This is a genomic window from Octadecabacter arcticus 238 (genome assembly GCF_000155735.2).
Classification (GTDB): domain Bacteria; phylum Pseudomonadota; class Alphaproteobacteria; order Rhodobacterales; family Rhodobacteraceae; genus Octadecabacter; species Octadecabacter arcticus.
Map to the genome: position 1 here is coordinate 4497477 of NC_020908.1, position 21582 is coordinate 4519058.

Sequence of the window (21582 nt, forward strand, 5' to 3'; positions counted from 1 at the left end):
TGGAGATGTGGACCTACTACTTTGCCCTTGTTATCCTATCGCTGCTGTTTCTTGATCCTTAAGCGCATCTGCAAGAAACTTTGCGAATGGCACGATATTTTCTCGGACGCTTGCGGCTTCCAGCGCGGTCATGTAGGCGGCGCGGTTTTCGACTTTTATCACCGTCCATGGTTGTCCTGCTGCAGCCAACATCACATTCATCAAGAACCGAGCCGTACGGCCGTTCCCATCTAAGAACGGATGTATGAATACAAAGATGAAATGACCGAGCACTACACGAACCGCAGGATTGGTCTCCACCCGTAGAAGCTCGAAGAACACTGGCATACATTCACGGACGGCTTCGGCGCTCATCGGCACATGCTGAGAACCCCGAATATAGACTGGCGCGTTTCGATAGCCCGCAAGCTGCGCCGCCTTCAGAATGCCCGCCCCCACAGATGGCGTGAACAACGCCCGGTACCATGCTGTCAGATCACGCTCTGCGACTTCTCCAACATCTTCACCTTCAAGAACGGCGCGCACGCTTTCACGTACGCTTTGAAACGCCTCCCAATAGCCGCGTGCCGCAAGTGCATCTTTCATCGCAAGATCTTCTTTGTCACCATCCGAGTTCCAACCTCCTGAGCGCACTTTCTCAATCAGTTCGGGTGAGACCCGATAGCCCTCGATGGACAGCGAATGATAGGCATCGGTCACATAGATTTCATCCATCGCGGTCAGATAGGCTTCGGCGTCATTTGTGATCGGCTGAGCGGCAGGAAAATGCGCGATCACTGCTTCGCGCATGGCTTCCCACTTTAACCGGATGCGGTGCACATGCGGTGACGTTTCCCGCCCGGCATTGAGGACAGTCACGCTTTCCGCAAACGGATCGCTCATCCGCACATCATGTGACGCCGCTTTCATAGTTGAGACGATTTCGTCGGCAATTCTTGTCTTGCCAATACTTCGAAACGCCCCCGCCAATCGCCCTGCTGCACTGGTGTGGCCACCCTCCAAAAGTCGAGCCAAGAGGGCAGAAGCATCTAGTATAATAGCTAGGATCGTCCGCGCATCTGTCGCGTTCTGTTTGAAGAAATTTTCAGGAACAAGGATCAATGCCTCTTCTATTGAGAACAAGCGTAACCCATCTTTAACGACAAGCGAGTCTCCCCGCGCAAACGTCGCACGGGTCTCGAAGATCGAGGTCTTGTGTGGGAAGTCAGTTTTCATATTGCCCGCCTTCGGGGCTCGGACGAGCAGCTGCACCGGGACTGCCGTATCGCCTGCATGCAACTTCAGGGACTGCTCGGGTGACAACGACCAATCCTCACCAAATCGATCCGAGAGGTATTGGGCACAGAACCCCCAGAAGGAGGTGTACCAAGCGGTGCTTTCACCGACGCGTTCGTCAGGCCGGGACATGATGTACCAGCCTTTGATCACTTCTTTTATAAATCCAGCTTTCAGCAGTCGTTCCCGATGGGTTCTGGTCAAATTGGTAGACCTAATAGCGATGACACCCTTTGACTGAAGGTCGCTGATAACCTCCAAGGACTCCGCCAATTTCTCCGCTGCACTTGCCATCTCACAAACCCTCCACCTGTTCGGTCGTTAGGGTTTGAAGCTGTAGTATGTTTAGGGTTTCATGTCGATCACTTTTTAGGTTTTTGAGTTGTGCAATCTTTAGGATATTAAACCCTATCAAGAAAAAAACGGCACCGTACATGTCATCATTGATGTACAGATATACGTTTTCTGCGCTGTGCAAACACACGTAATCTCTGTCGATCATTACCGCGCTTACCCTGCTTCACCTAAGATACTATCAGATCGCGTGCCTTGTGACCCAGCAGGCATTATTCATCAATGACGCCCACCCCGGCATCGTCCAACAGCTCCCGATCTGGCAGATCTCGCAGGCTTTCGAGATCAAACGCCACGAGGAATTTCTCCGTCGTCACGAAGGTGTAAGGCGCACCTCTACGGGGACTGCGCGGCCCGGTGGCAATGAGATCCCGCGCATGCAGCCGCCCAATCAAATCACGGCTGATCTCTTTACCAAAAATGTCCTTCAGCCCATCGCGGGTAATAGGCTGATTGTAGGCCACAGCGGCCAAAACAGCGACGTCAAATTCGCGCAAATCCAAATCCTGTCCGCCCACATCCGCCGCGGCGCGGATCACATCGGCATAAGTCGCGCGCGTCCGCAGCATCCAGCCACCAGCAACTGCCGCAAGCTCATAGGGTCGGTCGACCACATCCGCGTTGAGATATTCAATCAACAGATCAACTGAAACCCCCTGCCCCACGACACGGGCCAAGTCTTCGCGCGGTACCGGCGACGCGCTGGCAAACAGAACCGCCTCGATCCGGCGCATCCATTCCCGCCAACGCAGTTCATGCGGCAGGTCTTCCAGCTCGCGGTCGATATCTGCGTCAGGCCGATCCGTTGCCATCTCAGACCCCGTACAGCCGGAAGGTGTCGCGCCGGCTCTGTCGCAAAGTTTTTGGGTCTTTTTTCTGAGATGGAAATGTAACACTGGTTTTCACTGGGGCGACGCAAAAGAAACAGGCGGAACGATGGTTGATTTTAAAGGCGCGCATTATCCAAAAGGTGTGATCGTCCACGCAGTGTTTTTCTACGTCCGGTATGCCGTCTCGTACCGCGATCTTGAAGAGATATTGGCAGAGCGTGGTGTGTCCGTCGATCACGCCACCCTGAATCGCTGGGTTGTGAGATATTCACCGTTGATCGCCGCAAAGGCCCAGGCCAAGAAGCGACCAGCAGCCGTTTCCTGGCGGATGGATGAAACTTACATCAAGGTCAAAGGCAAGTGGACGCACTATTACCGCGCTATCGACCAATTTGGGAAAACTCTTGATTTCATGCTCTCTGAGCACCGAGACGAAGCAGCGGCCGCCGCATTCTTCACCCGCGCAATCGGCAACAACGGCTTCCCCGACAGAGTTGTGATCGACAAAAGTGGGGCAAATCTCGCCGGGTTACAAAACATGAATTGCCTGCTGATTTTGAACGGGTGGTTCTGGTTGATCGAAGTCCTGCAGGTCAAATATCTTCATAACATAATTGAGCAGATCACCGTTCCATCAAGAAGTTGACACGGCAAATGAAGGGGTTCAAATAGCCGTGTTGCATGGATGTGGCGAGGTCCGAGATTGCCCTTACCCATAATTCAGGTCATGCAGCAGCCTCGTACTTGGCACGGCCAAGCCCGTTCATTTTGTTGAGAATGTTTGTCCCAATCCTGACTTCAGTTTTTTGGTTCGGAAAGTTCCGAGCTTTCAGTTTGGGGCCGATGACCATCTTCCAGCGGCCTATTTGTGCTTCGCCTCGGCTCCGGTGATTGTAGCCGCTGCTAACTTGCCATGCCAGGCGCCCTTTGTCTCGAATCTCCGCGATGTGTTTATCTCGGGGCGTTGGATTACGGGCAGCATCGAGGCTGAGAACGGCCGTGATCGGAGGCGGGATTACAATCTCTATCGCTTCACCAAAACGATCCACAAGCAGATCGCTGGTAGGATCGCCATCATAGGCGCCATCTGCCAAAAAGCGGCTAACAGGAGCGTCAATTTGATCGAGAAGTTCGGGCCAAGCAGTTGGGTCGCCCACGTTGTCTTTTGTCAAATCGGAGCAAACGATATCTCCAGTTGTGATATCCAGTCCAAGGTGCAGCTTGCGCCACGACTTACGTTTGGCCTTTGTTTTATGCTTTTTCTGCAACCATTCGCCTTCACCAAATATCTTCAGACCCGTACTATCAACAACTAATTCGATTGGGCCGGCCCTTTGGGCTTTAGATTTTTCTGGCATGCTGAGCCCCGCACCTCTCCGCGAGAGGGTCGAGAAATCCGGAACGGGAACATCCAGCCCCATAAGCCGCGCCAAACTGCCGACCAATCCTTGCGTCTGCCGCAAAGGTTGTTTGAAAACCATACCCAGCGTCAGGCATACTGATATGACCATATCAGAGTATGTGGGTTGGCCGCCTGGCGTCTGCCGTTTGCCGGCAAGCCACTTATCTGCAACCTCAGGGCTCAACCAAATTGTCACATCACCGCGCTGACGCAGGCCTTCATTGTACACTCGCCAGTTGGTGACCTTCTGTCGCTTCTTTTCAAACTTGTGGCGGCGGGAAGCGTTGAATTTGTGCGGCATCATGAATATCCAAGTCGTTAGCAAGGTAGGTGTCTAGCAGACCCGCTGGGGTCCATGCAACAACGCCATTTTGTTGGCTGATACGTTGGCCTATTAACAAACCGGACTGGTCCAGGCACGGCCATTCCTCGCGTGGAAAACCTTCGCACCTGCGGCAAGTTTTGCGCTACTTGGCATTAGTCGTCGCCAAACCGGCCATTGAACTTCGTCAAGAGACAACAAATCTAAACTGTACTTTAACTGTAACTCCCAAGGACCCCATCGGATATCGGGTTTTGTGTTGCCCTTGCGACGTTAGAGCCGAGCGATGATCTGTTGTGGTGATAGGGTGAGTGTTTCGAGGATATTGCCCCCGTGTTTTCTGACCGTCGAGATGACGGATCTGATGTCAGCGAAGACCTGCGCGCCCTCGAGGGTGCGGAAAGTTCCCGAGATTTTCATGCGCAACTTCATCATGCGCAGGTCCCGTTCGGCCTGATTGTTGGTGAAGGGAACTGTGAAGTCCGTAAGGAACCTTAGGACGTCATCACGGTAGTCGCGCAAGCGGACCAGAAGGTTATGGCCTGGCCGCCTGGCTTTTCGGCCTCGCGCACCAGTGCGTCTAGCCAGTGGGTCTTGTCGCTCATGGAAGGCGAGGCCCTCGGTGAGGATCGCCATGTATTTGGTGAGGATGCCGTGGTGAACCGACGTGGGGAGTTCGGTCTCGCCTCGCCCCTGAGCCGCGCACTTGAGCTGATTGGCGCTGTTGAGCAGCACGCTCATCGCGCACGCCCACGGCTCCTTTTCGATTTCTTCGATGGCCTTGAGTTCCCGTAAATGATGCGCCCCGCACAGGGCGTGCGCGTCCACCCCACTCATATGGGCGTAATAGGACTTCCAGTGGTCATGAACAATTGTCCCGCCGGTCAGGAAGGATGGAACAGCACCGCGCTTGGTGCTGATGCGATAATGCGTGAAGGCGAGATCGCTGATTGAGTGCAGCCAGTGCAGCTTACCAGCAACACGAAGTCCGGTCTCATCCAGATGCCGAACGCCGCCTTCATTGAGCCGGGCCAGAATGTGTTCGACGACGCCACCCAAGGTACGCGCTGTGCCGTTCACCCAGTTGGTCACGCTGGCCGCGCATAGGCTGGTGGCACCAAACAAATCACGCAGGAGTTGGCAGACCCGATCCTCGGGGATCAGCTGCTGAACATTGCAGTAGACCGCCGCCGCCCGAATGCGCTTACCGTATTGCACGTGTGCATTCACGCCATCGGGAAAGGTGGCTGTCGTCGTGGCTCGGCAATGGCCACAACAATAAATCGCTGCCTGATGCTCTGTGACCTCCAGACGCGGCACCGGTATGTCATAAACCTGACGCCTCTCCACCGCCTTGATCATCCCAGCCGTCAAGCCATGCTGACAGGTGCCACAGGCCTCAGCCTCATGTCGCTCCACAAAGTCAGGCGTTGCTGTCTGACGTAGGGTGTCGCCTCGGTGGCCAACTTAACCACCACTTTTCTTACCGGACTTACCACGCAGGCTACGCGGTACCGGCTTCTTCAACCCATCACTCGAAGGCGGCTTGCTGCTATTACTGCTGTTCTTAGCCAACTGACGCCGCAGATCCGCATTCTCTTGCGCCATGCTCGCCAACGCGGCTTCCAACTCGGCGATCCTGCGCAGAGCCGTGGCGAGGAGTTGTTCAAGAGCAGTAACTTGGTCCATTCCGCCAATGATTCAGAGAAATCGTCACAGCGCCACGAAATTCAGACCACAACAGAAAATTCATGCGCCTAATGGCCAAGGAGACTCACATCAAAACTGACAAAAACCCGTTATCGGCTGGGGTGCTTGGGAGTTACCTTTAACTGCAATTTAATCCATCTAAACGCTATGCTTGTCGCGGGATAGGGTTTTCCGCTCCGCTTCAGTGAGAACCGCGATAGCATCGCCGACGCTAAGACCCTTGACTCGCGCCCTATCCCAAATGCGCCTGCACGATTTTGGAGACCATGGAAGCGCCGCTTCTGCGAGCCAACTTCGCAAGGGTTGAGGCAACGTATCGTATGTCATCATGGGGTCTGCGGAACGGCGTCGTTTTTTAAGTGTCGTAGATCCAAGATTATCAGTCATGTTGCTTCTTTAAGATTAAGGATTGGATCCAATACTAGAACAAGCCGCGTTTCGCCTGGCCGGTCAATCTGAGGCGATCGGTCTTGTAGGCAGGAGCGAAATCCTTCTGGCCAAAGTGTGGCGCGCAGCAGTATCGGGGTGCCAGTTTGGACTGGTAGCGGTGTGTTATGTTTTAGTCCCGTCGTGAGATACGCCACCTTGGTTTTCCGTCTTAGGATATGTGCAAACCGGCCCGACGGTTACTGGTTACAAGAATGCCAAACAGAACTGTGACAGAAACTTTTGGGGTCATTGGGGCTTATCCTTACGCAGTTTTGGCGATTTGAAGGCTGCGCAGCATGTCGAGGTTGTAGACAAGTTCAGCGCTGGTCATATCACGGGCAATGACAACGATACGCGATTGACGGTTTTTGCCGTGCCAGTCGTTCAAGGGCACTGGGGGATCAAAGAGATGCTGCACACCGTGGAACACGAAGGGCATCTCAATGCCGATTAGATGTACGATGCCTTTCACGCGCAGAATGTTGGGGCCGCGCAGCATGATGAGCCTGTCAAGCCAAAGATCAAACGCATCAGCAGGAATGGGGTCGTCCAGGATAATAGACGCTGATCCGATCCGAGCGTCATGTTTAGGTGCGGGTGCTGTGGATGCGGCGAATGAGCCGAGGCCCGAAAGGTTATCAAGTGGATCAACCGGTGCGGTTGGCGTCAGCCACGCCACGGCATGATCCGACGATCCCTGAGGGCGCATGCCGCTCAAATCCCAAAGGGCTGTGGTTGGCACCCCACCACGATCAGCCCGCAAAATGTCCGCAGTTGGGTTGATTGATCGCAGTCGTGTTTTGAGCGCGCCTGATGTGCTCTCGGATACAAGGTCGGTCTTGCTCAGGACAAGAAAATCCGCCATCGCAACTTGCGAAACGGCTTCGAACTGGCGGTTGAGCGTGTCAGGACCTGTTGCTGCATCAACCACCGTAACAACCCCGTCTATACGGAAATTCTTTGCCAGATAGGTGTCCAACAAGAACGTCTGTAGAATTGGTGCGGGGTCTGCTAGGCCCGTTGTCTCTATCACGACACGGTCAAATGTTAAAAGGTCTTCTTTTTTGCGGGCTGCCAAGTCTAGCAAGGTGCGCGACAGGTCGCCGCGAATGGAACAGCAAAGGCAGCCCGATTGCATCAAGACGATATCTTCGTCCACGGCCTCGATCAGATCATGGTCAAGCCCAGCCTCACCGAACTCATTCACAATGACAGCGATCCTTGGTCCGGTTGCGTTGGTGAGGATCGCATTGAGGAGTGTGGTTTTTCCCGCACCAAGAAAGCCTGTCAATAAGGTAACCGGGAAGCGGGTATCTGTGGCGTCCATGGTATCGGTCATTCTGTCCTAACTCATCATCTTGTAATGTTATGACATAACATTGATTGTGAGGTCAAGATGCCTCAATTCAAGTAGGCAACAATATACTTACGCTGATGGCGATAATTAAAACGCTTCCAGTCACGTGCAGTGATGCCGAAATGGCTTAGCGATACTGCGCCCCAAAACCAGCCAGCTGACGGATGTGGCACCAGTTAGGCTAAACGCTACGGTTCTGATCCAGATCATGATCTAAGTTCAACAATTCAACAGGATAAGCGTTGTAAATTCATTGTAAGCCTATGAAACTTGGAGCGCCTCAAATTGCCCATCAGTCCCAAAAATGAACCCGGTGCGCGCATCGACGAAGACATGCGGATGTGCCTTGGCGAGTCCACCAAGGCACATCACAATGAACAACAGGACCCAAAAGTTGCGCAACACGGGATACTTGTGCTCCAATTTTTGGTCTGGGGCTTTACATGGCTGATGCGACTACATGCAGCCTGCAAGAGCGGTTGAAAGATTGCGGATAAGTTGAGGGTAAAGTGCTGGACCCGGCTCAAGATCGGAGCCAAGCGGATCGAGGATGCCTGTTTGCGCTTCGGTCTCGTCGAGGACGGTAGCGACAAGGCCCGGATTGAACTGCGGTTCAGCCAGAACGCAATCGATGCCTTGCTCGGCGATCCGACTTTGGATTTCCACAATCCGTGCCGGACTTGGATCAGACGCATCGCTGATGGAAATTGCCCCAGATGCGGGGAAATCAAAGTCCATTTCAAAATATTGATAAGCGTCGTGAAAAACGATGAATTGGCCATCACGCACGGGTTCGAGCGTTGCATTCACCTCGTCAATCAAGATTTCGATCTCAGCTCGACCTGCGGCGGCATTCGCAAAATATGCGCCTGCGTTGTCGGGGTCGGTGGCAGAAAGCTCGCCCGCAATCACGTTCAGCCACGTCATTGCATTTTGTGGTGACAACCATGCGTGTGGATCATGCGCGCCATGGTCATGTCCGTCATCCATGGCGACCTCGTCGTCGTGATCATCATGGCCAGCCTCTTCATCGGCATGGTCATCATGCGCCTCTTCATCATGATCATCCTCGCCGTCGTGGTCGTCATCATCGTCATGGGCTTCGAACAAAGCACCTTCCCGGATATCCAGCTCGATCGTGCCATCTGCCTCAAGCAACTCTGTCACGGAGGCGTCCGGTGCCAAGGTTTTAATCGCATCCGTGAGCCATGGCGTCAGATCCGGCGCAACCCAAAATATAAGATCGGCGCTTTGCAGCGCAGCGGCCTCTGACGGGCGCAGGCTGTATTCATGCGGGGTTGCCCCGGGCTGGATGATCAGATCGGGCGTGCCGACACCCTCCATGACCCGCGCCACCAGAGAATGGACAGGGGCAATGTCTACAGCGACCAGCGGCGTGTCCGCGTAGGCTGTTCCACCCATCAAAGTGGCAGTAAGGGACAGGGTAAGAAGCTTTCTGGACATCGAGGTCTCAATGTGATTGTATAACATTACACATCATTTAGACGAAATGTAATAACATGACAAGTGAGTCGAACAAAACAAATGCTGCGGACACCCCATTGGGATTTGCGCAACATGATCATCGCACATGCGTGAGCGGGGGTCTTGCCGCAGCCGAGGCTCGTTGTGCGGCTGAAGGTCTTCGCTTTACGCCTGGGCGGCGCAAGGTGCTTGAGATTTTACTGCAAGATCACCGCGCACTTGGCGCTTACACGATTCTGGACAGGCTGCGCGAAGACGGGTTTGGCTCGCAGCCCCCCGTTGCATATCGCGCGTTGGATTTTCTTGTCGCAAATGGTTTGGCCCATAAGATCGAGCGGCTGAATGCCTTCATTGCCTGCGTTCACCCAAGCCACTCCCATACGCCAGCATTCATGATCTGCCGATTGTGCGCTGCGGTGGCCGAGGCCCAGTCCTCCCCCGCGCGGGGTGCGTTGGGCGATGCTGCGCGCGCCACCGGCTTCCGGATAGAGCGCACTGTCGTCGAGGCGAGCGGTGTCTGCCCGGCATGCGCAGACGAGGCCGACGCATGAGCCTTGTCCAAGTTGAAGACCTAAGTGTGTCCTATGGCGCACGGACGGTTCTGTCGCGCGTATCTTTGCACGTCGCACCCGGTGAGATTATAACAATTGTCGGCCCAAACGGGTCAGGTAAAACCAGCCTGTTGCGCGCTATTATCGGTGCAGTTAAGCCGTCCCAAGGCCGCGTCATACAACGAAACGAAGTGAAAATCGGATATGTTCCGCAAAAGCTGCATATTGATGAGACGTTGCCAATCACAGTTTCAAGGTTCTTGAAATTACCGGGCGGCGTTACAGCTGAAGACATCAATCATGCGCTAGCGCAAGCAGGCGTACCGGACTTGGCGAAAGCGCAGCTTTCACAGCTATCTGGTGGTCAATTCCAGAGGGTCTTATTAGCCCACGCATTGATTGGAAAACCTGATCTGCTGCTGCTGGACGAAGCCACGCAGGGGCTAGACCAACGCGGTTCAGCGTCGTTTTACCAACAGATCGAAACGGTCCGACAGGACACGGGCTGCGCGGTCCTTATGATCAGCCATGAGCTACACGTCGTGATGAGCGCATCTGACCGTGTTATCTGCCTCAACGGTCATGTCTGCTGTGAAGGCACACCGGCGGTGGTCGCATCTGCGCCAGAATACCGGGCATTGTTCGGGACAGGAACGGGCGGTGCACTGGCACTTTACCGACATGATCACGACCATGATCATGATCATGGCGATCATAACCACGACCATGACAATACAGAGGCTGCAGAATAATGCTTGATGATTTTATGGTACGTGCCGCTTTGGCCGGTATTGGCGTGGCCTTTGCCGCCGCACCTTTGGGGTGTTTTGTGGTGTGGCGACGTATGGCCTATTTTGGGGATGCCACGGCACATGCCGCCATTCTTGGTGTTGCCCTCTCGCTGGCGTTCTCGATGTCAATTTTCGTAGGCACAATGACGGTGGCGTTGCTGATGGCGCTGGTGGTCAGCGTGCTGTCTGGTCGGGGCTATGCGATGGACACGCTGCTGGGGGTGCTTGCGCATTCCGCACTTGCCTTCGGACTTGTCGCAGTGTCGTTGATATCGGGCGTGCGGATTGACCTAATGGCCTATCTCTTTGGCGATATTTTGGCAGTCTCGCGCGGAGACCTTGCTGTGATCTGGGGCGGCGCTGCACTTGTTGTCGCGCTCATCGGTTGGCGTTGGTCGGCCCTGCTGACCTCGACATTGAACGAGGATCTGGCATACGCCAGCGGGATTAACCCGAAACGTGAACAACTGGTGCTGACGATTGCGCTGGCAATAACCGTTGCAGTCGCGATCAAAGTCGTTGGTGTCCTGCTTATTGCCGCCATGCTGATTATCCCGGCAGCCGCCGCACGCCCCTTGTCACGCACACCCGAGGGCATGGCCGTCGCCGCCGGTCTGATCGGGATGCTGTCCGCAATAATCGGTCTGCGAGCGGCGTTTGTACTTGATACGCCTGCGGGCCCCTCCATTGTGTGCGTCGCGGCGATTACGTTTCTCGCGACAAGCGTTTTAAGGGGTTTTAGACACCAGCGGTAAGGCGATGTTGGATCTTTGGGCGGATTTCTTGATGGCGTCGAAACCAGGAATAATTTTGTCTCGTAAGCCGTGCGCTCCAATTTGATCCTCCTAACGCTAAACGCGAATGGCCGATCTCTCTGCCGCAAAGCAGCATAGATTATCATGCAACCCGCTGCGCACGCAGTGGGAGAAACGAATTTATAGTTCCGGCTCGTAGCCGACTTGCGGCAGCGCAGCGCCAAGCCAAGTTTTTGGGGGCCTGAATGTCAGCTTCCAACCCTACGGGATGGATGGCTCGCGCTTGCAGCGAAGGTCCGGTTTCCTGAAGGTTTTTCGATGTGGGCCGCTGCGCGACGTTTGTTGCTGGATCGGTGTCGGCCCACGTTGACAAACCTCGGAAGGAGGAAGCTGCGGGGGCTTGGTTGGAGCTATGGGGAAAGCACTGATCGGCGGCTGACCGAACCTAATTTTCGTAGATACAGCAGAGGCCAGTGATGGCGCTCAAAACCATGCGCCGCGGTGATATCGGGGTCGTTGACGAGCTGCCTCGGCAGACTTTCTGTGTTTTGCCGTGCTTGGCACGAGACGACGCTTTCCCGGAATGCTGCGCAGATCGGAGCCGATGTTGACCAATTTGACGGGCACTTCATCTTGCTGCCTACTCCTTTGGTGGGGCACGACATTGGGGTTTCTGACCACGGCGGAAGGTCTCAATAATGCGCATTGCTCCACCGCAGTCTGGACAAGGTTCTCGTAACGTTAACGGGATGATATCGGCGCTTGGCGGATCGTCGGGCTTTGCGATTTCTGCCCCGAGCAAGGTGCGGATCTTAGCGAGATTGACCTTGCGGGTTGCGCTGACCAGCAGGCCATAATGCCGGATGCGGTGGAAGCCGTCAGGCAGTGTATGGATCAGGAAACGGCGGATGAACTCGTCTGTGGCTAGGCGCATTGTAGTCTGTTGTTCGCCGGTCTTGATCCGGTAATTCTTCCAGCGGAAAGCGACCGTCTCAGCATCCGCGCTGATCAGGCGGCTGTTAGAAATCGCCACGCGGTGCGTATATCGGCTGAGATAGGCGAGCACCGCCTCGGGTCCTCCGAAGGGCGGTTTGGCATAGACCACCCATTCTGATTTGCGTAACGGAGCCAGCCATGTGGTGAAGGTGTCGGGGTTCGCCAGATTGGTGTGGTCACCAAAGAAGGTAAGTTTGCCCGCGCGATGTAAGGCCAGAAGCCCCTCAGTAAACAAGCGTCGGAACAGTCGAGACAGTACACGCACGTGCAGAAAGAACCCCGGCTTGCACGCGACCCACCTCTTGCCGTCTTTTGACAATCCGCCACCGGGAATGACCATGTGGATGTGTGGGTGATGTGTCAGCGCCGAGCCCCAAGTATGTAGAACGCTGGTTAGACCGATGCGTGCGCCAAGTCGCTTGGGATCGGCGGCGATGGTCGTGACGGTCTGCGCAGATGCTTTGAATAAAAGTCCATAAATAGCTTTCTTATTCCAATATGCGATGCGGGCGATCTCAGCAGGCAGGGTGAAGACGACGTGGAAGTATTCCACTGGCAGCAGATCGTCGGCGCGTGCGGCCATCCAGTCGCACGCGGCAGGCCCCTGACATTTGGGACAGTGCCGGTTTTTGCAGGAGTTGTAGGCGATGTGCTGATGATTGCATTCGCTACATGCCGCCACATGCCCGCCGAGCGCCTCGGTTCGGCAAGCCTCAATCGCTGACATAACCTTGAGCTGAGCCAGGCTAACATGCCCCGCATTGGCCCACCGCCACGTGGGGCCATAGGAGCGGAAAATGTCAGCGATCTCCAGCTTGTGCCCGGTCTCCAACCTCGGGTGCTACTCGAGCCCCCGTCGTAGCGTGCGATCTTGCAATTGCTTGAGCCCCTCGAACGGGCTGACCGTATTGCGGATCGTTTTGGCGGCAACGTGGGTGTAGCGGGCTGTCGTGCTCAGTTTTGAATGCCCAAGCAAAACCTGGATTACGCGTACGTCCGTTCCAGCCTCCAGAAGGTGGGTCGCGAAGCTGTGCCGCAGAGTATGCAGCGTCGCAGGTTTGTTGATCCCAGCCATATGTTTGGCGGATGTGAAGGCGCGGTTCAATTGGCGCGGGGACAACGGGTTGATCTTTGGTTTGCCGGGAAACAGCCACCCCTCAGGACGTGCCTCAAGCCAGTACTCACGCAGCAGGTCAAGCAGCCCCGGCGACAGCATGGCCTTGCGATCTTTACCATTCTTACCCTCATCTACATGGATCAGCATCCGGCCACTGTCGATGTCCACCACTTTGAGATGGCAGACTTCTGAAGCCCGTAGTCCTGCGCCATAGGAGATACCGAGTGCCGCACGATATGTGAGACCTGGTCCAGGCACCGCCGCCAGCAGATCACCAATTTCCTCGACGCTCAGAACAACAGGCAGCCTCCTCGGTTTGCGTCGGAACTGCATGTATCGTTTCATCTCTTCGCGCCCGCAGGTCACACCGAAGAATAACCGCAGCGACACAATCCGGGTATTGAAGGTCGACGTCGTCACATCGGTGTCCGTCATGTGAAGCTGATAAGCCCTGAGTTCGTCAGGTGTCGCCGTATCCGGCGAGCGACCAAGAAATGTCGCAAAATGTTTGATCGCACGGATGTGACCCTTCTGGGTTGTCTCACCAATCGCGCGGATACGCATATCTTCAATCATCCGCTGGCGCAGCGCCGTTGTCTTCTCTTCCTTCATGGCAACCTCCTGTTTGTGGATTGAGAAAGCCCCAATCGTCAAACAGATTTGCCAAATCACAAAACCAAAAGTTCAGGTCAGCATGCAACCACAGCAACAAGCGCAATTGCCGCGAGAGCGGCTTAGTCCTTCCGCCCTCGTGGCGAATGCTGCATCTGCGATGCTTGGCTGGTAACATTTGATGCAAGCTTATGACCAATAGCGCGCATGAGGGCGGCTTACAGGAGTCGATTGGGAATATCCGATTTTGGCTTGATAAGTGTTTATTTTGGGTATGCCCTCTACATGATGTGTTCATTATTTCGAAGCGGACTCAAAATGAACACGAAACTGGTGTGCTTCAGTGTCCACCGCAGGTGTCATCACGGGTATACCCTAAATGCCGCGCCCGGCCGCTAATTTGCCTGGCTGCCTAGGTTTACGGAACCAGCCAGTCGGTAAGACGATTGGTCAGTCTGGGGTGTTCAATCGGTCCCTAATGACTTTTCCTAGCTTGAACCAAGGTATGACCTTTGGCGCCACATCCACACTGGCCCCGTTCTTCGGGTTTCGCCCAATTCTGCCTTCGCGCTGCCTGCAACTGAAGGCGCCAAAGCCCCGAATTTCGACGCGGTTACCGCGTTCAAGCGCTGCCGTGATCGTCTCAAAGATAGTATCGACAACGGCCACCGCCTGTTCATGCATCAGGTGTCGGTTCTCAGCGGCAATTTTTGCGTAAAGCTCTGATCTGATCATCATGCGTCTCTGTAAGTGGCTTTGCTTTCTATCATGTGTGCGACATTCTGGCCGTGAGCGATAGTGGAAAGACCCTGATTTAGCTAGCAGCGATGGCTATGGACTAAGTTGGGCCTCTCCAGTCGAGCTACGCCCTCTCTGCGAGCCCCCACCACTGCGTTCTCACCTTGATTGTCGCGCTACAATCGTATGCTACTCTCACCCAATAGGATAACGGGGAGATGGCGCAGGCATGGCGAAGCAGGTAACACATAAGTGGGCTTTCAAGGCAGGAATGCGGGCGCGTTCTTACAATTGGAAATCTTCAGCCAAAGCCATAGCCCGACTCAAGTCTACGGTTTCAGAAATCAAAGCGGTGAATTGCTCTGACCCGGCGGCGGCGGCCGAAGGGGTGATTGCGCTTGCCGAGCGGATCTGGCCCGCTTTTGAATATATTGATACGTCGTCCGGAGCTTTGGGCAGTGCTATCAACGGGACGCTAGAAGCGCTGATACCAATCTTGGTCGCGGCACCCGCCGATGAGGCGACCCGTGCCAAATGGCTGGACCGGCTGCGCCAGGCAATCCAGGACGATGGCGTTGACTATCTTTTCCCTTTCTCTGAACACTTTGGAGAAATCGCCAAATTTCCAAAACTGATGAACCAGCATGCCGATCTGGACCTCGACATAATCCGGCACGCCTGGTCGGATTGGGAGCGGTTTTCTTATGTCACGACTGTAACGCTAACCTTATCCTGTCTTCTTGAGGTTGAACGCTATGAAGATTTGACTGAGGTGTTGGCGCTACCGAAGTCGCGTTCCTGGTACTATGAGCGATTTGCAGCGCAAGCACTTTTGCGGCAGGGGCGAGATGATGAGGCTTTGGCCTTTGCGCAGGTCATGTTGGAAGCAGGTCGCCAGTCCTACAATTATGCAGAGATTTGCAAGTTCTGCGAAGACATTCTGGTGCGTCAGGGGAAGGCAGATGATGCGTATAGTCGCTTTGGTTTACCAACGGCTGCGGGCAACACCTATCTATCCATGTGGCGCAGTTTATTCAAACGTTACCCCGATAGAGACCCGCGCGGAATTCTCGAAGATCTGATGGGCCTCTATGACGCCAAGGGCAAATGGTTTGCCACGGCCAAGACAGCTGGATTTTTGGATATCGCACTCGACTGCGCGGCAGACACCGCCGTGGAACCTGCAACACTTATTCGAGCCGCACGAGACTTTACGACTAAGGATCCGGCATTTGCTGCCATGGTGGCGCTTCAAGCCATTGCGCATCTGCTTGCAGGCCGAGGCTATGAGGCAATCCCGTCTGATCTCGATGCAGCCGCCAGTCATCTCTTGGCTGCTACCACCAAGTTGGACCAAGTGGGTTGGGCACTTCAGGCGCTTCGCCGACTAGAAACGGCCCCACCTCCACATGCAGATGGGCTCATGATGCTGCGGCTGCGTGCTACGATCGCCCTCTTTGAGAACGCGGTGGTGTAGTTTTAGTCACGCGAGCCCGCGATTGCGTAGAAACTTAAGGTCATTGATCATGCGAGATTAGGGACCAAAGTGGAAACCATAGCGCCGAAGCTGTGGGACGGTTTCACAGCGAGCTGCGTCAGAAGGCTGACAACAGATAGGAACAACCGCGTCGAATGTGAAAATCCCACAACATTTTGAAGTTGTAGGACTCAGTTTTGGAACGAATTTTGAGACCGCATATTTAGCCTCCTACCACCTTCCCATAAAGTATAGTTTACGGGACTGGCGCTTTCAGTCAAACTTTTACATGAACGGTCCAAAGCCGACTTCCGTCCACCGTCATCATGCTGCGTCGCTGCTTTCGTATTGCTGCCATTCATGCAGGGCGCAGCATTTTCGAAGCTGAAACGTCAGTCAGCCGGACGGAGCTGCCGTTCGCTGCACACGCGTAAATGGCTACTTTAGGAGATCACCCCAGTTGTTAACTGGTAGGTTTGACAAGCCTTGCGGCTAACTGGCTTGCCTTGCAGCGTAAAAACTCCCGCTCCGGCTCGTTTTCAGACAATTCAATTGCGTGTTCGAAACTTTTCTTCGCCAATTGGGCCTCACCCAACCGTCCCAGAAAATCTGCCCGTGCAGCCCAGTAAGGCTGATAACGATCCAACGCACCACCCGCAGCGACCTCATCCAACATTGCCAAACCGCGCGCCACCGATATTGCATAAGACACTGCAACCGATTGATTGATACGAACCACTGGCGACGGCTGCGCGCGGTACAATACTTCGTACAAAGCCACGATCTCTGGCCAATCTGTCTCATCCCAATCCGCCGCCTGCCCATGTACGGCATGTATGGCCGCTTGCAATTGAAACGGCCCGATCCGTCCTCGCCCCCAAGCCAGCCTAAGCAACGCCACGCCTTCTTCGATCTTCGTCCAATTCCATCGTGATCGGTTTTGCGCATCTAACGGCACAAACGCTCCAGTCATGTCTAGCCGCGCCGCTCGTCGTGCATCATGAATCAACATCAGCGCAAGCAGCCCTGCTACTTCCGGTTCCTCTGGCATAAAATCGAAGATGATTCGCCCCAAGCGGATAGCCTCGCCGCTCAGATCGCCACGCTCAATACCTTTGTTGAAAATCAGATAAATCACTTTCAACACTGAACTCAATCGCTCCGCCAACTCGTTCGGCTCAGGCACGCGGTAGGGAATGCCCGTCGCCGAAATCTTCTTTTTCGCCCGCGTTAAACGCGCCGACATAGCATCCACATTGTCCAAGAAGGCCATTGCGATTTCTTCCGTCGACAGTCCACCCAGGGTTCGTAAAGTCAGCGCAACGCGGGTCTTCTCCTCCAATGCAGGGTGGCAACAGGTAAAAATCATTTTTAACCGTTCGTCGCCAAATCCTTCTACCTTGTCCTCCGCGACTCTATCTAGCTCCATCAAGTAGGCGATCTCGCCCTGCTTTGAAGCGAAATTCGCGGACCGCCGTATCCGGTCGATCGCCTTCCTCCACGCGACAGAAATCAACCAACCAGCTGGGGATTTAGGTAACCCTTTAACCGCCCAAGTATTCATCGCGACAAGGACCGCGTCTTGCAAACAATCCTCAGCCAGTTGAAAGTCGCCTAGGCGCTTTACCAGCGACGCCAAAATGCGCCCCCACTCTTCACGAACACAACGTTCAATCGCGCGGTCTAAAGATCGTGGGGGCAGCATCTGCTAACTCAACTATCCCAGACCATCACCGGACGTACTTCAATGCGACCATGCTCTGCTGTCGGGATTTGTGCGGCGTATTTCACCGCCTCGTCCAAATTCTCACATTCCAACAAATAGTAGCCACCCAAGTGTTCCTTGGTTTCCGCAAATGGCCCATCCATAATTTCAGTTTTCCCACCACGCACAGATACTGATGTCGCTGTCTCGACGCCTTGCAGCGCATCGGCATGCAACATCTTGCCATCCTTTGTCACAGCTTCCGTGAACGCCTGATAGCCGTGCATGAACGGCCCAAACGCCTCGGTCCCGGGTTGCGGGCCAACAGCGGGATCAGCGTAGATAAGACACATAAAGTAACTCCCAAGCACCCCAGCCGATAACGGGTTTTTGTCAGTTTTGATGTTTGAATCCAAGGTCTCCTTGGTTATTAGGCGCATGAATTTTCTGTTGTGGTCTGAATTTCGTGGCGCTGTGACGATTTCTCTGAATCATTGGTGGAATGGACCAAGTTACTGCTCTTGAACAACTCCTCGCCACGGCTCTGCGCAGGATCGCCGAGTTGGAAGCCGCGTTGGCGAGCATGGCGCAAGAGAATGCGGATCTGCGGCGTCAGTTGGCCAAGAACAGCAGTAATAGTAGCAAGCCGCCTTCGAGTGATGGGTTGAAGAAGCCGGTACCGCGTAGCCTGCGTGGTAAGTTGGGTAAGAAAAGTGGTGGCCAAGTTGGCCACCGAGGCGACACCCTACGTCAGACAGCAACGCCTGACTTTGTGGAGCGACATGAGGCTGAGGCCTGTGGCACCTGTCAGCATGGCTTGACGGCTGGGATGATCAAGGCGGTGGAGAGGCGTCAGGTTTATGACATACCGGTGCCGCGTCTGGAGGTCACAGAGCATCAGGCAGCGATTTATTGTTGTGGCCATTGCCGAGCCACGACGACAGCCACCTTTCCCGATGGCGTGAATGCACACGTGCAATACGGTAAGCGCATTCGGGCGGCGGCGGTCTACTGCAATGTTCAGCAGCTGATCCCCGAGGATCGGGTCTGCCAACTCCTGCGTGATTTGTTTGGTGCCACCAGCCTATGCGCGGCCAGCGTGACCAACTGGGTGAACGGCACAGCGCGTACCTTGGGTGGCGTCGTCGAACACATTCTGGCCCGGCTCAATGAAGGCGGCGTTCGGCATCTGGATGAGACCGGACTTCGTGTTGCTGGTAAGCTGCACTGGCTGCACTCAATCAGCGATCTCGCCTTCACGCATTATCGCATCAGCGCCAAGCGCGGTGCTGTTCCATCCTTCCTGACCGGCGGGACAATTGTTCATGACCACTGGAAGTCCTATTACGCCCATATGAGTGGGGTGGACGCGCACGCCCTGTGCGGGGCGCATCATTTACGGGAACTCAAGGCCATCGAAGAAATCGAAAAGGAGCCGTGGGCGTGCGCGATGAGCGTGCTGCGCAACAGCGCCAATCAGCTCAAGTGCGCGGCTCAGGGGCGAGGCGAGACCGAACTCCCCACGTCGGTTCACCACGGCATCCTCACCAAATACATGGCAATCCTCACCGAGGGCCTCGCCTTCCATGAGCGACAAGACCCACTGGCTAGACGCACTGGTGCGCGAGGCCGAAAAGCCAGGCGGCCAGGCCATAACCTTCTGGTCCGCTTGCGCGACTACCGTGATGACGTCCTAAGGTTCCTTACGGACTTCACAGTTCCCTTCACCAACAATCAGGCCGAACGGGACCTGCGCATGATGAAGTTGCGCATGAAAATCTCGGGAACTTTCCGCACCCTCGAGGGCGCGCAGGTCTTCGCTGACATCAGATCCGTCATCTCGACGGTCAGAAAACACGGGGGCAATATCCTCGAAACACTCACCCTATCACCACAACAGATCATCGCTCGGCTCTAACGTCGCAAGGGCAACACAAAACCCGATATCCGATGGGGTCCTTGGGAGTTACCACATAAATTGCATTTATTTTCCTCCAAGTTAACCAGACACCCAATGGCCTCTGTACCTTCTAGTCGAATGATAAACGCTCAGACCGACATTGGCGTAGCGTTTATTTTGAAAAACTGTCTGGTGGATAACGATAGATCTGTCAGTGAAGGAGGAACAACCTGGCTGTATACACCCACATTCCCCAAGTAGACCTCTGATTTTGCTATCCTGATTGTGGTATTTCGTATATAAATCATGGTGTTGACGGCTGATAAGGGAGCATTTTATGGATCACCCAGAGGGTGTGGACTCGCAGCGGGCAGATCGGGTGGATTTCGACCGTCGTGTGCGGCTTGAGTTCAATGGCACGCAGCTCAGTTCCGACGGCGGTCTCTTGGTAATGCGCGAGCTTGACGACGCGCTCGGGCTGTCCGATCTGGCGTCAGCGGCACTGCGCGACACCCGCACAGGCAAGAACTCCGTCCATCGACTCGATGGGCTGTTCCGGCAATCGGTGTTTGGTCGTCTGGCCGGATACGAGGATGTCAACGACGCCGACCGGCTGGCCCTCGATCCGGTCATGCGTCAGGTTGTTGGCGGCAGGGCTGTCGATGCGCAGGCAGCATCGGCCTCGCAGATGGGGCGGTTCGAGACCGAGACGCTGGCCCTGCCCGAGAACCGGGCGGCGCTGGCCGATCTGAACGGCACGTGGATTGACCGCTTTCATGATCGCAACGGGCTGAAGTACATCACGCTGGACATGGACAGCTCGGTCAGCCCGACCCATGGCGATCAGGAAGGCACAGCGTGGAACGGGCATTTCGACTGCACCTGCTACCACCCAAACTTCTTGTTCAACCAGTTCGGCATGCTGGAACGCTGCGCCCTGCGCAATGGCAACGTTCACAGCGCTGACGGCTGGCGAGATGTCCTCGACCCCGTCATCGCACGCTATGCTGACCGCAACATAGGGGGCCGCTTCTTCCGAGCGGACGCCGCCTATGCGATCCCTGCGATCTATGCGCGGCTGGAAGAGGCGGGCTATTTTTACGCCATCCGGCTGCCCGCCAACAACGTCTTGCGCGAGAGGATCGGGCATTGGCTGACGCGGCCCGTGGGACGTCCGTCGCAGACCAAGGTCAAGCGTTTCCATGAGGATTTCAAGTATCAGGCGCAAAGTTGGGACAAACCACGCCGGGTGATTGCCAAGATCGAGTGGCACCCGGGCGAGCTGTTCCCCCGCATTGGCTTCATCGTCACCAACCTGCCGATGGATCCAGACTGGGTGGTGAGGTTCTACAATCAGAGGGGCACCGCCGAGCAGCACATTAAAGAGGGCAAATACGCCTTCCGCTGGACGCGCCTGTCGTGCAAGCGGTTCCGCAACAACGAGGTGCGGCTGCAACTTCACGCGCTGGCCTACAACCTCGCCAGCTTTCTGCGCCGCATCGAACTGCCCGAGGAAATGGCCGACTGGTCACTGACCAGCCTGCAGCTGAAGCTGATCAAGATCGGCGCCCGCGTTGTGCGCCACGCCCGGACCATCACCTTCCAACTCGCAGAGGTCGCCGTCACGGGCCCGATGGTGCGCGCCATCCTTGCCACCATCCGCCGACTGCGAGCCCCTCCGGTATGCGCCTGACAGCGGTCCAACCCCAAACTGAACGAAAGCGGCAGGACAGGACTGTCCAACGCGCTGAAAATCCTCGCCTCCGGGCCAGCACG

General features: G+C 55.3%; 20 protein-coding genes and 2 pseudogenes. 7 read left to right on the forward strand and 15 right to left on the reverse strand.

Annotated features, from left to right (window positions below):
• Nucleotides 1-30: 30 nt before the first annotated feature.
• Both OA238_RS23320 and scpB read right to left on the reverse strand, forming a co-directional pair.
• Complete coding sequence (locus tag OA238_RS23320) at nucleotides 31-1407, reverse strand: Fic family protein (protein ID WP_245581381.1); 1377 nt, start codon at nucleotides 1405-1407, stop codon at nucleotides 31-33.
• A gap of 434 nt (nucleotides 1408-1841) precedes the next feature.
• Complete coding sequence (scpB, locus tag OA238_RS23330) at nucleotides 1842-2441, reverse strand: SMC-Scp complex subunit ScpB (protein WP_015497113.1); 600 nt, start codon at nucleotides 2439-2441, stop codon at nucleotides 1842-1844.
• Between the two features lie 124 nt (nucleotides 2442-2565).
• Between scpB and OA238_RS23335 the strand changes: the two are divergent.
• Nucleotides 2566-3128 (forward strand): annotated as a pseudogene (locus tag OA238_RS23335) (IS6 family transposase); the annotation flags it as partial.
• A gap of 56 nt (nucleotides 3129-3184) precedes the next feature.
• Here OA238_RS23335 and OA238_RS23340 read toward each other — a convergent pair.
• The 8 genes and pseudogenes from OA238_RS23340 to OA238_RS23355 form a co-directional block, all read right to left on the reverse strand.
• Nucleotides 3185-4165, reverse strand: coding sequence for an IS5 family transposase (locus tag OA238_RS23340; protein ID WP_015497115.1), 981 nt, complete (start codon nucleotides 4163-4165; stop codon nucleotides 3185-3187).
• A 291-nt stretch (nucleotides 4166-4456) separates the two neighbouring features.
• A pseudogene (gene tnpC / locus OA238_RS23345) lies at nucleotides 4457-5635 on the reverse strand (IS66 family transposase); the annotation flags it as partial.
• Between the two features lie 15 nt (nucleotides 5636-5650).
• Complete coding sequence (locus OA238_RS34190) at nucleotides 5651-5872, reverse strand: DUF6444 domain-containing protein (protein ID WP_015495645.1); 222 nt, start codon at nucleotides 5870-5872, stop codon at nucleotides 5651-5653.
• Nucleotides 5873-6031: 159 nt separating this feature from the next.
• The gene (locus OA238_RS34195; protein WP_083906808.1) at nucleotides 6032-6280 is read right to left on the reverse strand and encodes a DUF6525 family protein; all 249 of its coding nucleotides are present in this window, start codon (nucleotides 6278-6280) and stop codon (nucleotides 6032-6034) included.
• A complete protein-coding gene (locus OA238_RS32115) occupies nucleotides 6277-6477 on the reverse strand; it encodes a DUF1826 domain-containing protein (RefSeq protein WP_245581382.1) in 201 nt (66 codons plus the stop codon). Before OA238_RS32115 ends, OA238_RS34195 begins: the two co-directional genes overlap by 4 nt.
• A gap of 107 nt (nucleotides 6478-6584) precedes the next feature.
• Nucleotides 6585-7661, reverse strand: a complete 1077-nt coding sequence (locus OA238_RS23350) for a CobW family GTP-binding protein (RefSeq protein ID WP_015497117.1) — start codon at nucleotides 7659-7661, stop codon at nucleotides 6585-6587.
• A gap of 279 nt (nucleotides 7662-7940) precedes the next feature.
• Nucleotides 7941-8084, reverse strand: coding sequence for a DUF1007 family protein (locus OA238_RS35280; RefSeq protein WP_144055969.1), 144 nt, complete (start codon nucleotides 8082-8084; stop codon nucleotides 7941-7943).
• Between the two features lie 51 nt (nucleotides 8085-8135).
• Nucleotides 8136-9143 carry a zinc ABC transporter substrate-binding protein gene (locus OA238_RS23355; protein WP_044038690.1) on the reverse strand — a complete coding sequence of 336 codons (1008 nt, stop codon included), beginning with the start codon at nucleotides 9141-9143 and terminating at the stop codon, nucleotides 8136-8138.
• 56 nt (nucleotides 9144-9199) lie between these two features.
• On the opposite strand from OA238_RS23355, the gene OA238_RS23360 reads away from it, so the two are divergent.
• From OA238_RS23360 to OA238_RS23370, 3 genes are read left to right on the forward strand one after another with little or no spacing between them, the layout of a single operon-like run.
• Nucleotides 9200-9715, forward strand: coding sequence for a Fur family transcriptional regulator (locus OA238_RS23360; RefSeq protein WP_015497119.1), 516 nt, complete (start codon nucleotides 9200-9202; stop codon nucleotides 9713-9715).
• Complete coding sequence (locus OA238_RS23365) at nucleotides 9712-10467, forward strand: metal ABC transporter ATP-binding protein (RefSeq protein ID WP_015497120.1); 756 nt, start codon at nucleotides 9712-9714, stop codon at nucleotides 10465-10467. The genes OA238_RS23360 and OA238_RS23365 overlap by 4 nt, the downstream gene beginning before the upstream one ends.
• Nucleotides 10467-11261 (forward strand): metal ABC transporter permease, encoded by a 795-nt coding sequence (locus OA238_RS23370; RefSeq protein WP_015497121.1) that lies wholly within the window; start codon nucleotides 10467-10469, stop codon nucleotides 11259-11261. The genes OA238_RS23365 and OA238_RS23370 overlap by 1 nt, the downstream gene beginning before the upstream one ends.
• Before the next feature lie 640 nt (nucleotides 11262-11901).
• Here OA238_RS23370 and OA238_RS23375 read toward each other — a convergent pair.
• From OA238_RS23375 to OA238_RS23385, 3 genes are all read right to left on the reverse strand, one after another.
• A complete protein-coding gene (locus tag OA238_RS23375) occupies nucleotides 11902-13089 on the reverse strand; it encodes an IS91 family transposase (protein ID WP_015497122.1) in 1188 nt (395 codons plus the stop codon).
• 9 nt (nucleotides 13090-13098) lie between these two features.
• Nucleotides 13099-13986, reverse strand: a complete 888-nt coding sequence (locus OA238_RS23380; protein WP_015497123.1) for a tyrosine-type recombinase/integrase — start codon at nucleotides 13984-13986, stop codon at nucleotides 13099-13101.
• Between the two features lie 450 nt (nucleotides 13987-14436).
• Nucleotides 14437-14721, reverse strand: coding sequence for an integration host factor subunit beta (locus OA238_RS23385; RefSeq protein WP_044038692.1), 285 nt, complete (start codon nucleotides 14719-14721; stop codon nucleotides 14437-14439).
• Nucleotides 14722-14953: 232 nt separating this feature from the next.
• Between OA238_RS23385 and OA238_RS23390 the strand changes: the two genes are divergently transcribed.
• A complete protein-coding gene (locus OA238_RS23390; protein ID WP_015497124.1) occupies nucleotides 14954-16201 on the forward strand; it encodes a hypothetical protein in 1248 nt (415 codons plus the stop codon).
• Nucleotides 16202-16664: 463 nt separating this feature from the next.
• Here the strand turns inward: OA238_RS23390 and OA238_RS23395 are convergent, their stop codons facing one another.
• Complete coding sequence (locus OA238_RS23395; RefSeq protein WP_015497125.1) at nucleotides 16665-17906, reverse strand: RNA polymerase sigma factor; 1242 nt, start codon at nucleotides 17904-17906, stop codon at nucleotides 16665-16667.
• An 8-nt stretch (nucleotides 17907-17914) separates the two neighbouring features.
• A complete protein-coding gene (locus OA238_RS23400) occupies nucleotides 17915-18259 on the reverse strand; it encodes a YciI family protein (protein ID WP_015497126.1) in 345 nt (114 codons plus the stop codon).
• Nucleotides 18260-18408: 149 nt separating this feature from the next.
• Between OA238_RS23400 and tnpC (OA238_RS23405) the strand changes: the two genes are divergently transcribed.
• Both tnpC (OA238_RS23405) and OA238_RS23410 read left to right on the forward strand, forming a co-directional pair.
• Nucleotides 18409-19824, forward strand: coding sequence for an IS66 family transposase (gene tnpC / locus OA238_RS23405; protein ID WP_015497127.1), 1416 nt, complete (start codon nucleotides 18409-18411; stop codon nucleotides 19822-19824).
• A gap of 319 nt (nucleotides 19825-20143) precedes the next feature.
• Nucleotides 20144-21499: an IS1380 family transposase gene (locus OA238_RS23410; RefSeq protein ID WP_015497128.1), complete on the forward strand. Its 1356-nt coding sequence runs from the start codon at nucleotides 20144-20146 to the stop codon at nucleotides 21497-21499.
• Nucleotides 21500-21582: the final 83 nt, after the last annotated feature.

Excerpts from the sequence above, each read along its gene's own strand:
- OA238_RS34190 (WP_015495645.1), bottom strand. The coding sequence starts at position 5,872 with ATGGACCAAGTTACTGCTCTTGAACAACTCCTCGCCACGGCTCTGCGC.
- OA238_RS23320 (WP_245581381.1), bottom strand. The coding sequence starts at position 1,407 with ATGTCCCGGCCTGACGAACGCGTCGGTGAAAGCACCGCTTGGTACACC.
- OA238_RS23400 (WP_015497126.1), bottom strand. The coding sequence starts at position 18,259 with ATGTGTCTTATCTACGCTGATCCCGCTGTTGGCCCGCAACCCGGGACC.
- OA238_RS23410 (WP_015497128.1), top strand. The coding sequence starts at position 20,144 with ATGGATCACCCAGAGGGTGTGGACTCGCAGCGGGCAGATCGGGTGGAT.
- OA238_RS23385 (WP_044038692.1), bottom strand. The coding sequence starts at position 14,721 with ATGATCAGATCAGAGCTTTACGCAAAAATTGCCGCTGAGAACCGACAC.
- OA238_RS34195 (WP_083906808.1), bottom strand. The coding sequence starts at position 6,280 with ATGACTGATAATCTTGGATCTACGACACTTAAAAAACGACGCCGTTCC.
- OA238_RS23390 (WP_015497124.1), top strand. The coding sequence starts at position 14,954 with ATGGCGAAGCAGGTAACACATAAGTGGGCTTTCAAGGCAGGAATGCGG.
- scpB (WP_015497113.1), bottom strand. The coding sequence starts at position 2,441 with ATGGCAACGGATCGGCCTGACGCAGATATCGACCGCGAGCTGGAAGAC.
- OA238_RS23350 (WP_015497117.1), bottom strand. The coding sequence starts at position 7,661 with ATGACCGATACCATGGACGCCACAGATACCCGCTTCCCGGTTACCTTA.
- tnpC (WP_015497127.1), top strand. The coding sequence starts at position 18,409 with ATGGACCAAGTTACTGCTCTTGAACAACTCCTCGCCACGGCTCTGCGC.
- OA238_RS23360 (WP_015497119.1), top strand. The coding sequence starts at position 9,200 with ATGACAAGTGAGTCGAACAAAACAAATGCTGCGGACACCCCATTGGGA.
- OA238_RS23380 (WP_015497123.1), bottom strand. The coding sequence starts at position 13,986 with ATGAAGGAAGAGAAGACAACGGCGCTGCGCCAGCGGATGATTGAAGAT.
- OA238_RS23355 (WP_044038690.1), bottom strand. The coding sequence starts at position 9,143 with ATGTCCAGAAAGCTTCTTACCCTGTCCCTTACTGCCACTTTGATGGGT.
- OA238_RS23370 (WP_015497121.1), top strand. The coding sequence starts at position 10,467 with ATGCTTGATGATTTTATGGTACGTGCCGCTTTGGCCGGTATTGGCGTG.
- OA238_RS23395 (WP_015497125.1), bottom strand. The coding sequence starts at position 17,906 with ATGCTGCCCCCACGATCTTTAGACCGCGCGATTGAACGTTGTGTTCGT.
- OA238_RS23365 (WP_015497120.1), top strand. The coding sequence starts at position 9,712 with ATGAGCCTTGTCCAAGTTGAAGACCTAAGTGTGTCCTATGGCGCACGG.
- OA238_RS23340 (WP_015497115.1), bottom strand. The coding sequence starts at position 4,165 with ATGATGCCGCACAAATTCAACGCTTCCCGCCGCCACAAGTTTGAAAAG.